General features: G+C 39.5%; 14 protein-coding genes. 5 read left to right on the top strand and 9 right to left on the bottom strand.

Going from position 1 to position 15,057, the window contains the following annotated elements:
- Positions 1-5 precede the first annotated feature (5 nt).
- A complete protein-coding gene (locus OCV27_RS20855) occupies positions 6-455 on the top strand; it encodes a prepilin peptidase (RefSeq protein ID WP_125323475.1) in 450 nt (149 codons plus the stop codon).
- Here OCV27_RS20855 and OCV27_RS05575 read toward each other — a convergent pair.
- From OCV27_RS05575 to topA, 5 genes are all read right to left on the bottom strand, one after another.
- The gene (locus OCV27_RS05575; protein WP_125323474.1) at positions 452-1,294 is read right to left on the bottom strand and encodes a LysR family transcriptional regulator; all 843 of its coding nucleotides are present in this window, start codon (positions 1,292-1,294) and stop codon (positions 452-454) included. The two genes, OCV27_RS20855 and OCV27_RS05575, sit on opposite strands and share 4 nt — an antisense overlap.
- A gap of 558 nt (positions 1,295-1,852) precedes the next feature.
- A complete protein-coding gene (locus OCV27_RS05570; protein WP_337969403.1) occupies positions 1,853-2,668 on the bottom strand; it encodes an alpha/beta fold hydrolase in 816 nt (271 codons plus the stop codon).
- Between the two features lie 140 nt (positions 2,669-2,808).
- The gene (gene glgA, locus OCV27_RS05565) at positions 2,809-4,266 is read right to left on the bottom strand and encodes a glycogen synthase GlgA (RefSeq protein WP_337969402.1); all 1,458 of its coding nucleotides are present in this window, start codon (positions 4,264-4,266) and stop codon (positions 2,809-2,811) included.
- Entirely contained in the window at positions 4,256-5,473 is a 1,218-nt protein-coding gene (glgC, locus tag OCV27_RS05560) for a glucose-1-phosphate adenylyltransferase (RefSeq protein ID WP_337969401.1), read from the bottom strand. The genes glgA and glgC overlap by 11 nt, the downstream gene beginning before the upstream one ends.
- Before the next feature lie 367 nt (positions 5,474-5,840).
- Positions 5,841-8,468: a type I DNA topoisomerase gene (gene topA, locus OCV27_RS05555; RefSeq protein ID WP_171361937.1), complete on the bottom strand. Its 2,628-nt coding sequence runs from the start codon at positions 8,466-8,468 to the stop codon at positions 5,841-5,843.
- A gap of 360 nt (positions 8,469-8,828) precedes the next feature.
- On the opposite strand from topA, the gene OCV27_RS05550 reads away from it, so the two are divergent.
- A complete protein-coding gene (locus tag OCV27_RS05550) occupies positions 8,829-9,080 on the top strand; it encodes a DUF2498 family protein (protein WP_337969400.1) in 252 nt (83 codons plus the stop codon).
- A 102-nt stretch (positions 9,081-9,182) separates the two neighbouring features.
- Here OCV27_RS05550 and aroA read toward each other — a convergent pair whose 3' ends face one another.
- Positions 9,183-10,463 (bottom strand): 3-phosphoshikimate 1-carboxyvinyltransferase, encoded by a 1,281-nt coding sequence (aroA, locus tag OCV27_RS05545; protein WP_171361935.1) that lies wholly within the window; start codon positions 10,461-10,463, stop codon positions 9,183-9,185.
- Between the two features lie 145 nt (positions 10,464-10,608).
- A complete protein-coding gene (locus OCV27_RS05540) occupies positions 10,609-11,064 on the bottom strand; it encodes a glycine zipper 2TM domain-containing protein (protein ID WP_337969399.1) in 456 nt (151 codons plus the stop codon).
- A 17-nt stretch (positions 11,065-11,081) separates the two neighbouring features.
- On the opposite strand from OCV27_RS05540, the gene aat reads away from it, so the two are divergent.
- The 3 genes from aat (at position 11,082) to infA (ending at position 12,796) form a co-directional block, all read left to right on the top strand.
- A complete protein-coding gene (gene aat / locus OCV27_RS05535) occupies positions 11,082-11,804 on the top strand; it encodes a leucyl/phenylalanyl-tRNA--protein transferase (RefSeq protein ID WP_337969398.1) in 723 nt (240 codons plus the stop codon).
- The gene (locus tag OCV27_RS05530) at positions 11,801-12,499 is read left to right on the top strand and encodes an arginyltransferase (RefSeq protein WP_171361932.1); all 699 of its coding nucleotides are present in this window, start codon (positions 11,801-11,803) and stop codon (positions 12,497-12,499) included. Before aat ends, OCV27_RS05530 begins: the two co-directional genes overlap by 4 nt.
- Before the next feature lie 78 nt (positions 12,500-12,577).
- On the top strand, positions 12,578-12,796 hold the full coding sequence (gene infA, locus OCV27_RS05525; protein ID WP_001040192.1) for a translation initiation factor IF-1: 219 nt from the start codon (positions 12,578-12,580) through the stop codon (positions 12,794-12,796).
- A 67-nt stretch (positions 12,797-12,863) separates the two neighbouring features.
- Here the strand turns inward: infA and OCV27_RS05520 are convergent, their stop codons facing one another.
- Positions 12,864-13,442 (bottom strand): thymidine kinase, encoded by a 579-nt coding sequence (locus OCV27_RS05520; RefSeq protein WP_171361941.1) that lies wholly within the window; start codon positions 13,440-13,442, stop codon positions 12,864-12,866.
- A 78-nt stretch (positions 13,443-13,520) separates the two neighbouring features.
- Positions 13,521-14,903, bottom strand: a complete 1,383-nt coding sequence (gene cysS, locus OCV27_RS05515; protein ID WP_171361931.1) for a cysteine--tRNA ligase — start codon at positions 14,901-14,903, stop codon at positions 13,521-13,523.
- Positions 14,904-15,057 lie beyond the last annotated feature (154 nt).

Genomic DNA, 15,057 nt, shown 5'->3' with positions numbered 1-15,057 from the left:
TCCGAATGAACATAATAACAATTATTATTTTAACTTTTATATCTTCATTTTCAGTTTGTTTAACTGACATATCACGAAGAGAAATACCAAATAAAATAAATATAGCTTTGCTTGCTTTAAACTCGATACTGTCGATTTATTTAGGGTACTTTAACTGCTCTGTGATCGTTTTTTTTATGTTTTTAATTTTATTTTCACCACTTTGGTTTCTTGGCTATTTTGGTGGTGGCGATTTAAAGCTACTTTGCGTTTTTAGCTTAGCAATACACCCTATTTTCTCTTTACTGTACATAGCCTTAATTGGTCTAATTGGAGGAGTTCAAATCATAATAATGGCCATATACTATAAAATGATGAATAAAAACATGTTTGAGAATGGTATCCCCTATGGAATCCCAATAAGTATCTCTGGGTTTTCATTCTGTGTTATTTCAGCTTTATATATAGGCTTCTAATAAGCTTCATTGATGAATTTTTTTATATTTGTAGATATGTCAAATGTCTTAAACTTAGTTGCGGCATCATCACAACTCCATACATACATATTCACTAACTGTGAAAAAGGCGTTTTTACATAGCTACTACTGGCCACAGACCAGTCTGGGCAAACAACGATAGTTCTAGGCACCTCAAGTTCGTTCTTCATCAATGTCGAAGAGCTAGTCATGTGCCAATAGACTATATCGTCCTGAGAAATATCGTGTTCTCTGAGTACATTTCTAACATAAGATTTTGTTAATGTATTCGAGAATACAACTCTCGCTGGTGTCTTATAATTTGTGTTATGTCTTACTATAACGTAACTTGCCGTATCTAAATGGTGTGAAGTCCCTTTGCTTTTAGGAAGTCTCTTAGTGGTAAATATCATGTCATAGTCCTTTAAAGGGGGGTTATTTTCTAGACTAAAACTTGTAAAAGAAAGCTCACGATAATTTAGTTCTTTGAATTTGTTCACAACAAATTCAATAACTCTAGGACAAAATATATCTTCTATCGCAATATTAAGCCTACTTCCTAGATTGACATTTTTGAGTTGCTCAAACAAATCTTCATTCATGCTCAAGGTTTTTTTTGCGTGTTCAAAAACTACCCTACCATGCTGAGTCAAGTCAAACCCACCTTTTCTATCAAATACTTCAACTCCTACTGTATTCTCAATTTTTTTAATATGTTGTGAAACGGCTGGCTGAGTCATAAATAACGATTCAGATGCAGCCGTGACACTCCGATACTTTGCTACTTCAGTCAGCGTCAGGAGATACTTTGAATCAATAAAACACTTAGACCTTCTCATGATATTGGTTACCTTAAAATATGAAACTTGGTGAGCAACGAACGCATACTATCGTTTAAAAAAATTAAAATTGGAAAGCACTTTGGCTATAAGCCTATAGCTATATGACAGCTCTATTTTTCATAGGTACATAGAATATATGGAAAAATTTATAATACGAGAAATAAATATTAAAATTATTAAAGGAACAAACACTCTTCACATAAGTTATTGATAAACATCATAAAAAAGGATATTATTTTAATTATAAAATGAAAGCTATTTAGTTTAAAGTATTCAGAATCAAATATATAGTGAAATTTATAAATATAAAAAAAATAAAAATAAACATGAATATAAAGATACATTTATAATTTAAACGTTTAAATTGTATGAGTAACATAAAATCATCAATTGTAGGTCTAATACCTACGTATTTATGAGATTAAATATTGATAGAAAAGATAAAATACCAGGGTTTTATATTTTATCTAATATAAATATAGGATTGCCTAATATCAAATTATATCTTTAAAATGAAGAGTTATTCCCATACCCTGAGAAAATGGAAATTATTTTCTAAAGAGCAATTTTATCTCTATTGGCAAAGTGACTAATAAACTCAATCGAATGCTGGTTGAATGTCTCTGAACATTCAATATTACAGACGTGACCACAATTAGGAATTTCTAACAAAGTGCTACTGCAATGTGCAGCGACCATTTCTTTTACGGGCGGTAAAAACATGTAATCCCGTTCTCCCATAAGATATAAAGTAGGAATCGGCAACTCTTTCTCTTTAAAATACCGCATTAGTGGGTTGACTTCTGTAGTAAGGATAAACCAACGTTTAAACTCTTTCTGGCAAAGTTTTTTCGCCTCTCTAATAAATAGATGACGAGATTCTTTCTGGGCCTTTTGAGGCATTACAATATAAGCGAACAGACTGTATAACCACATATATGGAACAACATGCTTACATAAATTACCTATTTTTGCTAAAATCTGTGAACGAGTATTAAGCCTTGTGACAGCCCCACCCAACACCATAGACTTGACCCTATCGGCAGACATTTCTGCTAGATTTCTTACGATAATCGTTCCCAAAGACATACCGACAAAATGCGCAGAACTAATCTTTAGGTGGTCCAACACTTTGAGAATATCGGCAGTTACTTCCTTGAAGGTGTACCGATTTGAGATAAGCTCTTTAATAAATTGGCGAGACTGACCATGTCCACGTAAGTCAACCAATAGTAGATTAAAGTGTTGACGATAAGCTTTAATTTGCTTGAACCAGATTGAGGAACTACCGCCAGCTCCATGAACAAAAACAACCCATTCATCACTTGTAGGATGTAAATACGTTTTATGAAAAAGTATCTCTTGACTCATCGTTTAGGGCAAAGTCCGCTTAAACAGTTAATTTCGTGCAATATATCACAAATAAATCCATCCATAACTCTCAAACAGTCAAGTAATTGATTAAAACTAAGCCATCCTATACTAATCCGTCACAATATAAGCTAGGTTTATCAAACTATCACACTATGATATAAGCTCAAATATTCGTCAGCAGCAATACTCCAACTAAAATTTTGTTCCATAGCATTGAGTTGGATACGTATAAATTCATCAAAGCGTTGTTCATACAGCAATAAAGAGTGCTGCAGTGAGATTAATAGCTCGCTAGGTTTTGGCTGATTAAACACAAAGCCCGTCGCTCTATCTGGGTCAGTACCATGATCTATCACCGTATCTTTTAGCCCACCAACACCCCGCACTATCGGTAAAGTTCCATATGCCATACTGTAGATTTGATTTAATCCACAAGGCTCAAATTCTGATGGCATCACGAAAAAATCCGCACCGGCCTCAACCAAGTGTGCAAGTTCATTACTGTAAGCCTCTATAAATTTAAGCTTTGTACCATAATTAACTTCAATATTTTTCAGTTTAGAAGCCAAGTGGGGATCACCTGTTCCTACAATAACAAATTGCACTTGATAACCCAAAAATCGCTCAAGTATTGGCAGCAAATACTGAATGCCTTTTTGGTTTGTCAAACGACATACCACACCATACACAGCAACATCTTTTTGCTCAAAGCCTAGCTTGGCTTGTAAAGCACGTTTACACGCTCGCTTTCCTTTATCTAGACTTTGCTGAGTAGATTGATAATTTTCTACTAAATAAGGATCCGTTTTAGGATTCCATGTAGAGTAATCACAGCCATTTAAAATGCCTATGAAATCATCTTGTCGTGCTTTAAATTCTTCAGCCATACCGTGGCTACCCAGCTCGGTTTTAAGCTCCTCTGCATAAGTCGGGCTGACTGTATTAATTTTGTCGGCAGTCATAACTCCTGCCTTTAGCATAGTGACATGAGTTGGGCTTACTGCCGCATCAGGGGCATATCTAGTTTGCATCTCTGGTAAACAAAGAAGGTCGTCATAGCTGAAAACACCTTTAAATACCGCATTATGCACTGTTATTATGCTTTTTATTCTTGCATAGAACTCGGTTTCTCTATAGCGATGCTTTAAAAGATATGGGACCAATCCCGTGTGCCAATCATTCGCATGGACAATATCTGGCTGGAAACCTAATTTTGGCAACATATCCAGACAGGCAACGCTAAAAAAGGCAAAACGTTCACCATTATCATTGTATGCTTGATTGTTAACAGCATACATTTCTGAGCGATTAAAATATCTTGGGCAATCAATAGCATAGACAGTCACATTAGACACTTTCAGCTTTAACACTCTATATTCCGTACGAGGCCAATGCTCAAGTTGAGTGTCCAATATTACGGTCGAATCTTCAATTTGAGATATTTGTTGGTATGCTGGCAAGGCAATACGAACATCTTGTTTTAAAGCAACAAGCGCTTCAGGAAGTGCCCTAGCTACATCTGCCAAACCACCACTTTTTACTAAGCCTTCAACTTCAGATGCAACAAATAAAACAGATAAGCTCTTAGTAACCAATACGTGCTCCTTTTGGAATAACTACAATACCGTCATCAGAAACATGGAAAAGCTTTTTATCATTCTCTGGATCTACACCAATTTTTGTTCTAGGTGCAATATCAGCATTTTTATCTATGATTACGCGCCGTAAAACACAACCCTCACCAACCTTAACATCACCAAGTAGGATACTCTCACTGATATCACAAGCTGAAGCAATATTACTTCTAAATCCCAATACAGATTTTTCAATTCTTGAGCAGCGAACATAGCTCCCATTACACACTAAACTATCGATTATCTGTACTCTTCTATTATCAGAATCACTGAAAGTAGCAGGTGGTAAGGCGGGGTAGAACGTATGTAACGGCCAACTCCGGTTATATAAAGAGAAAGGTGCATCTTTCTCGAGGAGGTCCATGTGGGCTTGCCAATAGGAATCAATGGTGCCGACATCTCGCCAGTAAACTACCTCCTTTTCACCAGGGATTCGATTTTGACTAAAATCGTAAACAAAGACGTCGCCACGCGGAAACATTTTAGGAATAATATCCTTACCAAAATCATGGTCAGAATCCGGATTGTCAGCATCTTCGATAAGTTCAGCAAAGAGAGGTTGAGCTTCGAATATGTAATTTCCCATCGAAACCAGCGCATGTTGTGGATCGCCTGGGATACATCTAGGTTCATTGGGTTTTTCTTCAAAACCAACCATTCGGCCATCTTTATCAACTTCAATAACACCAAATTTTGATGCTTCAGACAGAGGCATACGCAATGCGGAAACGGTCAATGAAGCTTGTTTTTGCTTATGGAAGTCTAGCGCCTGCTTAATATCCATTTTGTATATGTGGTCCGATCCAAAAATGCATACTTGCTCAGGCTCTGCCAATTCCATAAAGCGCAGATTTTGGTATATCGCGTCAGCAGTACCTTCATACCAACGTTTTCCTGTTCTCATTTGAGCTGGAATAGGATCAATAAATCGGTCTGTGATCCCACTAATATTCCAGCCTTTTTTGAGATGATGAAAAAGAGATTGAGATTTGAATTGTGTCAAAACATAGATACGCATTAGATCGGCATTGACAAAATTATTTAATGCAAAGTCAATTAGACGGTAGCTTCCACCAAAGGGAACTGCTGGCTTACTACGAGATTCGGTTAAAGGGCGAAGACGTGAACCTTCTCCACCTGCGAGGATCATTCCTAAAACACCAGCCATTCTATACTCTCCATACTCATTTATTTTGGAAAATTACCAATTCCAACATTTGCCGCTACCTTCCAAGTTGCGAACTTGTCATCACAAAAACATTTAAAATGTATAGTGAACGTCTATCATGCAAGCCTACTGAGTATTGTTTAAGTGCCATCAGAATATGCACATGATTTACTATAAGTTACCCTATTTTAGTAAATTTACAATTCAAAAGATGTAATACCAATCGCGTTCCAGTACGGAGTATGACCCAGCTCAAGATCCAATTAAGCGGTTATCAATTTTGTGGTAATAAAAAAGCAGCTACATAGGCAGCTGCTTTTATCATCATATATTTTAGAATCAGGCAAGCCTGATCAACTGTAGAGAACTACTTCGTCGCTTTTTTGCGCTTGTCGGTAATTTCCCAACTACCATCTGCATAAAGTGCTGTATATCCAGATGGTTTTCCGTCAATCTCTGAACGCACATAATTCTCTTTCGATTTACGACTAAATCGAATCACCATAGGACGTCCGTCAGGATCTTTTTCAGGAGCTGTTGCCAAATAGTGGAACTTTGGAGAAATGCGATCTTTAAATCTAACCAACTCCTCCACAAGTGGTGCCCGAGTTTCGCGAGATTTAGGAAAAGTATTCGCCGCAAGAAATAGCCCCGAAGCACCATCTCTTAACACAAAATAAGCATCTGAGTTTTCGCACAGCAGTTCTGGAAAATGAACAGGATCTTCTTTGGGAGGTGCAACCTCACCATTTTTCAGGATCTTACGGGTATTTTTACACGACTCACTGGTACAATCCATATACTTACCAAATCGGCCGTTTTTCAACACCATATCCGTGCCACACTTGTCGCACTCAACAACTGGCCCATCATAACCCTTAACCATAAACTCACCATGTTCGACAACGTACCCCTCGCAATTGGGGTTGTTACCACAAACATGCAGCTTCCGTTTATCATCAATTAAGTAAGCATCCATGGCGGTTTCACAGATAGAACAGCGCTTTTTAGCACGTAAAGCCGCCGTCTCAACGTCTTCTTCTAGTACGTTGATGATACCGTCTTCATCACCAAGGTTAATGGTAGTCTTGCAACGCTCTTTGGGAGGAAGTGCGTAACCTGAGCAACCTAAGAACACACCTGTAGACGCAGTTCGAATTCCCATGGCTCGATCACATGTTGGGCATTGGATATCTGTATAAACAATATGGTTAGGCTTCATGCCGCCATCTTCTTCATCCAACTCAGCTTTTTCCAAATCGCCAGTAAAATCACCAAAGAAATTGTCTAGGACTTTTTTCCAATTCGCCTCACCATCAGCAATCTGATCAAGCTTTTCTTCCATACGGGAAGTAAACTCATAATTCATCAGCTCATGGAAACTGTCATCTAAACGATCGGTAACAATTTCACCCATCTTTTCAGCATAAAATCGGCGCTGATCGACCTTCACATATCCACGGTCTTGAATTGTAGAAATAATAGACGCATAAGTTGAAGGGCGGCCAATACCACATTTCTCAAGCTCTTTAACTAGAGCAGCTTCAGTAAAGCGCGCAGGTGGTTTCGTAAAATGTTGCTTTGGTTCTAAATTCACCAAGTCAATTTTTTCGCCCACTTTTACAGTTGGTAGAATCTGGTCTTCGTTTTTGCCTAATGGCCGCTGAACACGTGTCCAACCATCAAACTTTAGAATCCTGCCTTTCGCCTTAAGGGTGTACTCGGCCGCTTTAACACTTACCGTTGTAGAGTCATATTTTGCTTGAGTCATTTGACAAGCAACAAACTGATTCCAAACTAGCGCATATAATTTATGCGCATCTGCTTCCATTCCAGCTAAGTCATCTGCTTTAACTAATACATCAGAAGGTCTTATCGCTTCATGCGCTTCCTGAGCCCCCTGCTTACTTCCGTAAACGTTAGGCTTAGCTGGTAGATAAGGGGCGCCAAATTCATCACTAATAAACTGACGAGCAGCATCCACAGCTTCAGAGCTTAAATTTGTCGAGTCAGTACGCATATAAGTAATATAACCAGCCTCATATAAGCGCTGAGCCAACATCATGGTTTTTTTAACACCATACCCAAGGCGTGTACTAGCCGCCTGTTGTAACGTTGATGTAATGAAAGGCGCTGACGGCTTGCTCGACGTAGGCCTATCCTCTCGTTTACAGACTTCATAGTCTGATTTTTCGAGTACTTTAATCGCAGATAGTGTTTGCGCTTCGTTTTCCGGCTTAAAAACCACACCATCTTTTTGCGCGACTTGGAGGCGGAAATCTGCTTTATCTGCCGTTTTAGTATTGGCATGAATATCCCAAAACTCTTCCGGGATAAAAGCATTAATTTCTCGTTCACGCTCGACGAGTAGCTTTACCGCCACAGATTGTACTCGGCCAGCAGAGAGTCCGCGCGCAACCTTTTTCCACAGCAGTGGAGATACCATAAAGCCAACAACCCGATCCATAAACCGCCGAGCTTGCTGTGCATTAACGCCATCCATATTAAGTTCACCAGGTGTTTCGAAAGCCTGCTGAATCGCATTCTTAGTGATCTCGTTAAAGACAACTCGTTTGTATCGCCCTTCATCACCACCGATGATCTCTCGAAGGTGCCAAGCGATGGCTTCTCCTTCACGATCCAAATCGGTCGCAAGGTAAACGCTATCAGCATCTTTGGCTAACTTTTGAAGCTCAGCAACGACTTTTTCTTTTCCAGGCAAAACCTGATAATTGGGCTCCCAGCTATTAAAAGGGTCAATGCCCATTTTCTTTATTAGTGCCTTACGATCTTTTTCCTTCTTGATCCGAGTTTTTTCTTCTGTACTCAAACCTTTGGTGGAGATCGCCGCAGCTTTTTGGCCGGTACTTTGCCCGGCGGTTGGTAGGTCGCGCACATGACCTACGCTGGACTTTACAATAAAGTCCTTACCTAAATACTTATTGATGGTTTTAGCCTTAGCCGGCGACTCCACAATAACGAGTGACTTACCCATATTGACTCAAGTGTCCTTTATATGACCCGGCGATATAACGCACGGCATACTTAAAATGTTACTTCTTTTTTACTATCGAGCGAGAAAGCCAGAAGATCAATATCTTTTTTTAAATCTGCCGCTAACTGGTCGACAATTCAACGAATCGCGACTCGCCTCTTTAAAAGGCTCCACATACTAGCCGTCACAAGGTTATTTCTGCTAATACAAGAAGAAAAATTTTGCCACCGCTCACAAAATAATAGCCATTACACTACCAAGTCTTGTGAGCAGTCAATTGATCTACCTCAAAGGCTAGAAATACGATCCACTTTACAATTACATCCATCTTTATCTGCAACAAAGCATGAGTAATAATAGATGAAACGCAAGAACATCATTTCAAAATTCGAACTTTTGTTGATTGCCAATCATATGATCCAAGAACACCACGATTACGTTATCGGAATGCGAGTAGATCAGGTCAATGAAAAAGACGACGTTCTGATTTTTAAAGGTCACCACTTTCTCGACGACAACGGAATACCAACAGAAAAAACACCAAAAGCCTTTAATATGTTGAAATACCTAGCGCTTCATTTGTCCAATGAGTTCACATTAAATCATAGCTAGATTCTTGTTTTTTATAGAATATCAATTCGTAGTAAAAGTATAAGCTACTAAATTAAGTTAACTCTTTTACCCCCTGATATTCTAGGAGCAGGGAGGTAACTTTTAACAACCGAGTGATGAAAGCTTGTTAAAATAATCCGGAAAAGTCTTGGATGTACACTTCGGATCATTAATCGTAACAGGAGTATCACTCAATGCAATAAGTGAAAAACACATCGCCATTCGGTGATCATCGTACGTATCGATTGTCGCATGAATAAGCTTTTTAGGTGGTGTCACGACTATATAGTCTTTGCCTTCTTCAACTTCTGCACCAACTTTACGTAATTCTGTTGCCATTGCGGCTAAGCGATCGGTTTCCTTAACACGCCAATTGTAAACATTACGAATTGCTGTCGTCCCCTTTGCAAACAGAGCAGTTGTCGCGATGGTCATCGCCGCATCCGGAATATGGTTAAAATCCATATCAACTGCCTTAAGCTCGCCCACTCGTGAGATAACATAATCGTTACCCCATTCAATGTCTGCACCCATTTTTTCTAACGCATCAGCAAATTGAATATCGCCTTGAATACTGTTACGACCGATACCTGTCACTTTTATCTCACCACCTTTAATTGCAGCGGCGGCTAAAAAATATGAAGCGGATGAAGCGTCACCCTCTACTAAAAACTCACCAGGTGAAGAGTATGATTGCCCATGCCGAATGACAAACTCTTGATAACCATGATTCTCTACCTGAACACCAAACTGTGACATAATGTGTAAGGTAATATCAATATATGGTTTAGACACCAACTCACCAATAATTTTGATTGTTACATCTTCTTGAGCCATTGGCGCTGACATTAAAAATGCCGTTAGAAATTGACTTGAAATTGAACCATCAATTTCTATTACGCCACCTTTTAGGCCTGTTCCTTTAATCTTAAGTGGAGGAAAGTTTTTATTCTCTAAATACTCTACATTCGCACCAGCTTGACGAAGCGCCTCAACTAGATGACCAATAGGCCTCTCCTTCATTCGAGGCTCGCCAGTCAAAATATATTCACCTTCACCTAAACATAAAGCAGCGGCAAGTGGGCGCATTGCTGTTCCAGCATTCCCCAGGAATAACTCCAAAACTTCTTGAGAATCGAATGGCTTACCTCTACCTTCTATTTCACAGATAGTATTATCTGGAGAGAGCGAATAAGTCACTCCGAGTTTGTTCAGCGCATTCAACATATGTCGGATATCATCGCTATCCAAAAGGTTAGTCAAACGAGTCGTGCCTTGAGCTAAAGCTGCAAGCAATAACGCCCGATTTGAAACACTTTTTGAGCCTGGCAAGTTCACCTCGCCGTGGACTTTACTGATGGGTTGTAACGTAAGGCTTTCCATTAAATTCTAATGTTCCTTGATTAAGCAAACGCTGAAAAATTCTTAGTAATGGCAGCGTAACTAAAATTTACATCTAAAACCAGACAAAAGTCACAATTTATAGCGATCTTTTTTTGAGCGAATAGAATAGCCATGTGTACTGTATTCAATACTCTTTATCAACTCTTACACCGTTGTCAAAATACAATATGCGAACTTTATCACCGCGCTCAAATAGCATACTGTTATCCACATCTTGGATAACATCGATAAGTTTCCCTTTGTCTGTTTTAATCAACAGTTCGACTAACTTGTATTCCACTTTATACTCTTGATTTGCAATGTTATGTGCGACTCCAGCCCCAGCAACTGCACCAACCGCTGTCGCGACTTGTCTTCCGGTACCTCCACCAAATTGGTTACCAACAACCCCACCAACAACAGCCCCCAGTATGGTTTCCCAACCAGATGATTCTGCCTTAATAACATCCTGCTGAGTTAAATACCGTACAGAGTCTATACTACCAAATATAATCTCATTGACAGGTTTAGCCTTATTTCTCTCATAAGTAGCATTGGCAAAGAGTGGTAAAATGAATAGAATCCAAAGCCATTTTTTCATCGTGATTCTCCTATATTATGGCGATTTATCTAACTGAACTCGATAGCGATAAGCTCTGGTTTCCCTCTCCATATGAAGCGTTGAACGACCCTAATGGTTTACTCGCCTATGGAGGCGATTTATCACCCGATCGTTTACTGCTGGCTTATCAAAATGGAATCTTTCCATGGTATGGTCTAGATGACCCTATATTATGGTGGAGCCCATCGCCACGAGCCGTCTTTAATCCTAAGACATTCAAACCCTCTAAAAGTCTTAAAAAATTTCAGAGAAAGCATCAATATCAAGTCAGCATCAATATGGCAACTAAAACTGTCATTGAACATTGTGCTTCTACACGGGATGCTGAAGAAACATGGCTAACCAGTGAAATGCGTTGTGCATACAAAACACTCGCTGACATTGGCCACTGTCACTCTGTCGAAGTATGGCAGAACAACAAAATAATAGGCGGACTGTACGGTATATCAGTCGGGCAAGTATTTTGTGGAGAATCCATGTTTAGCCTTAAAACTAACGCCTCAAAAGTCGCGTTATGGTATTTTTGCGATCATTTTAAGTCTATGAGGGGACAGCTTATTGATTGCCAAGTTATGAACAGGCACCTGAATTCTTTAGGGGCTGAAGAGTTGGAACGAAAGGAATTTATACAAAGACTGCTATCATTAAAACAGGAAAAACTTGTTGCGGGTAGTTTTAAGCCGCAGTGGATTAAGCTGTCTTCAGAGGAGAATCCATGAGTTCTGACCTGCAACAAATTCGTATAGGATTAACCGATAGCCACCAATGCAGCTACCTTGCTGACAAACAGGAACGCGTGGCGGTTGCTCTTGAACCTGCCATGCATACCGCTTCTGGCTATGAAGTTCTATTAGCCAATGGTTTTCGTCGTAGTGGTGACACCATTTACAAACCACATTGTGACCAATGTAAGGCATGCCAACCCATTCGTTTGTCCATCCCAGAAATTGAGCTATCAAAAAGCCAAAAGCGACTACTAGCTAAAGCCAAGCACCTCAACTGGGAACTGCGAGATGAAATGGTACCAGGTTGGTTCGAGTTATATTCTCAATATATTGAAACTCGTCATAAAAATGGAACCATGTATCCGCCCAAAGAAAATGAATTTGTTCACTTTTCTCACTGCAAATGGCTCAACACACAATATTTACATATCTACGATCAAGATAAGTTAATTGCTATTGCCGTAACCGATATTTTATCCAACTCGGTAAGCGCATTTTATACATTTTTCGACCCTCACTTCCCATTATCTCTGGGAACATTAGCCATTTTATTTCAAATCAAAGACTGCCAACAACAAGGGAAACAATGGCTTTATCTTGGCTATCAAATTGATGAATGCCCTGCGATGAATTATAAAGTCCGTTTTCAACGTAATCAAAGGCTAGTAAATCAGCGTTGGCAAGGGTAGAATACGCCCTAAATTTAATGATTTCATTTTAGTCAGCACTTTGCTGGCAGAAATTATCCATTTCTAAAAGAGGATTAAATGGCTAAAGAAGACGTAATTGAGATGCAAGGCACCGTCCTTGATACTCTTCCAAACACAATGTTCCGTGTTGAGCTAGAAAACGGCCACGTAGTTACTGCTCACATCTCTGGTAAAATGCGTAAAAACTACATCCGTATCCTTACTGGTGATAAAGTTACTGTTGAGATGACTCCTTACGACCTATCAAAGGGTCGTATCGTCTTCCGTGCTCGTTAATCTCAGATTATCGAATACAACAAAAAACGGAGCCTAGTGCTCCGTTTTTTGTTGTCACATTAACTTATTATTTTCCTAACGCATCTTTGTAGTGCTGGCGGCAAACAGAAACATATCGCTCATTACCACCAATCGCTACCTGTTCGCCCTGGGCAATTGCATTCCCAAACTCATCAGTTCGAATAACCATATTCGCTTTACGCCCACAATGACAAATGGTTTTGAGTTCAATTAGCTTGTCTGCCCAAGATAACAGATACCTACTACCTTCAAATAACTCTCCTAAAAAATCGGTTCTTAATCCATAACAAAGCACTGGAATATGCAATCTATCAACAACTTCTGTCAGCTGATAAACCTGTTGCTTAGACAAAAACTGACATTCATCAACTAAAACACAATGGCGCTTTTCCACTTCGTTCAAAGCCGTGATTTCTTGGTAGAGATTGGTTTCATTTCTGAATAATTGTGCATCAGATTGTAAGCCGATACGAGAACTCACCTTACCAACGGTATATCTATCATCTAAAGCCGCCGTGTATATTAATGGCGTCATTCCTCGCTCTTGATAGTTAAAGGATGACTGAAGAAGTGTGGTGGATTTACCCGCATTCATTGCTGAGTAGTAGAAATACATCTGAGCCACTGGTTGCTTACCCATTTTAAACTGTAAGTAGAAAGAAAAAGGGCTGAATCAACAGCCCTAAATAAATTTGCATATCAGCTATTTTCGACGCCATATGGTCCCTTCAGGACCGTCTTCAAGTACAATACCCATTGCAGTTAGCTTGTCACGCGCAACATCTGCATTCGTCCAATCCTTTGCTGCACGAGAATCATTACGCAGCTTAATAAGTGCTTCAATCTCAACAACTTCACTGTCGTCTTCTGCTTGCCCCTTTAAAAAATCTTCAGGATCTTGATGCAAAATACCAATCACATCAGCAAGCTCACGCATTAATGAGCCTAGTGCACTGGCCTGGACAATATTATCGGCTTTGATTCGGTTGATATCACGCGCCATATCAAACAAAACTGAGTATGCTTCCGGCGTATTGAAATCATCATTCATCGCACCAATATAGCGCTTAACATATTCTTCACCGCCAGATGCCGGTACTGTTAGATCTAGTCCACGTAAAGAAGTGTACAAACGCTCTAAAGATGCTCTTGCCTGATTTAGGTTATCTTCACTGTAGTTGAGTTGGCTACGATAATGCCCTGACATCAAAAAGTAACGTACCGTTTCAGCATCATAATGGTTCAGTACATCACGAATAGTGAAAAAGTTACCAAGCGATTTCGACATTTTCTCTCTATCAACCATCACCATGCCGCTATGCATCCACGTATTTACATATTGAGTATCATGAGCGCAGCATGACTGAGCAATCTCATTTTCATGGTGTGGGAATTGAAGGTCTGAACCTCCACCATGAATATCGAAATGGTTTCCTAGTACAGCAGAGTTCATTGCAGAACACTCAATATGCCAACCTGGTCGACCCGCACCCCATGGCGACTCCCAAGTAGGCTCACCCGGTTTGGACATTTTCCAAACGACAAAATCAAGTGGACTACGCTTGGCCCTATCCACATCAACCCTTGCGCCTGCTTGAAGCTGATCAAGGTCTTGCTTTGACAGCTTACCGTATTCATTAAATTGAGCGACTTCAAACATTACATCACCGTTATCAGCCACATAAGCAAAGCCGCGTTTAATCAGTTTTTCAACTAATTCAATAATCTCATTAATGTATTCTGTGGCACGCGGTTCAATATCCGGACGTTTCATATTCAGCGCATCAAAATCAGCGTGCATTTCACCAATAAGTCGCTCTGTCAGCGACTGACAAGTTTCACCATTTTCATTCGCGCGTTTGATGATCTTATCATCAATATCAGTTATATTACGAACAAAGGTCAGGTCATAGCCTAGGTAGCGTAAATAGCGAGAAACAACATCAAAAGAAACAAACGTTCGCCCATGGCCGATATGACAGAGATCGTATATGGTGACTCCACAGACATACATGCCGATTTTATTGGCATTGATTGGTTTAAATTCCTCTTTTTGTCTTGTGAGTGTGTTATATATCTTTAACATGATCTCTATCTAATTATTTGTCAGTACAAAATAGTGGTTCAGTATAACAAGATGCGAGGCTAGAGGTCATCCCTCAAATGTTGAAAAAAACACGATTAAATCCACTAATCCTTTAATACCTTCATTATTCACATACAAAATTGGCAAAAGTTAA

The organism is Vibrio pectenicida, assembly GCA_024347015.1.
GTDB classification, from domain to species: Bacteria; Pseudomonadota; Gammaproteobacteria; order Enterobacterales; family Vibrionaceae; genus Vibrio; species Vibrio pectenicida.
Note: the sequence above shows the minus strand (reverse complement) of the source record. Positions and strands in the feature narration are given on the sequence as shown.

What these genes read in the sequence shown, in the direction of transcription:
- aat (WP_337969398.1), top strand. Translation starts at nt 11,082, where the DNA reads ATGGCGATTTATCTAACTGAACTCGATAGCGATAAGCTCTGGTTTCCC.
- OCV27_RS20855 (WP_125323475.1), top strand. Translation starts at nt 6, where the DNA reads ATGAACATAATAACAATTATTATTTTAACTTTTATATCTTCATTTTCA.
- topA (WP_171361937.1), bottom strand. Translation starts at nt 8,468, where the DNA reads ATGGGTAAGTCACTCGTTATTGTGGAGTCGCCGGCTAAGGCTAAAACC.
- OCV27_RS05530 (WP_171361932.1), top strand. Translation starts at nt 11,801, where the DNA reads ATGAGTTCTGACCTGCAACAAATTCGTATAGGATTAACCGATAGCCAC.
- OCV27_RS05550 (WP_337969400.1), top strand. Translation starts at nt 8,829, where the DNA reads ATGAAACGCAAGAACATCATTTCAAAATTCGAACTTTTGTTGATTGCC.
- OCV27_RS05540 (WP_337969399.1), bottom strand. Translation starts at nt 11,064, where the DNA reads ATGAAAAAATGGCTTTGGATTCTATTCATTTTACCACTCTTTGCCAAT.
- cysS (WP_171361931.1), bottom strand. Translation starts at nt 14,903, where the DNA reads ATGTTAAAGATATATAACACACTCACAAGACAAAAAGAGGAATTTAAA.
- glgC (WP_337969401.1), bottom strand. Translation starts at nt 5,473, where the DNA reads ATGGCTGGTGTTTTAGGAATGATCCTCGCAGGTGGAGAAGGTTCACGT.
- OCV27_RS05575 (WP_125323474.1), bottom strand. Translation starts at nt 1,294, where the DNA reads ATGAGAAGGTCTAAGTGTTTTATTGATTCAAAGTATCTCCTGACGCTG.
- OCV27_RS05570 (WP_337969403.1), bottom strand. Translation starts at nt 2,668, where the DNA reads ATGAGTCAAGAGATACTTTTTCATAAAACGTATTTACATCCTACAAGT.
- infA (WP_001040192.1), top strand. Translation starts at nt 12,578, where the DNA reads ATGGCTAAAGAAGACGTAATTGAGATGCAAGGCACCGTCCTTGATACT.
- aroA (WP_171361935.1), bottom strand. Translation starts at nt 10,463, where the DNA reads ATGGAAAGCCTTACGTTACAACCCATCAGTAAAGTCCACGGCGAGGTG.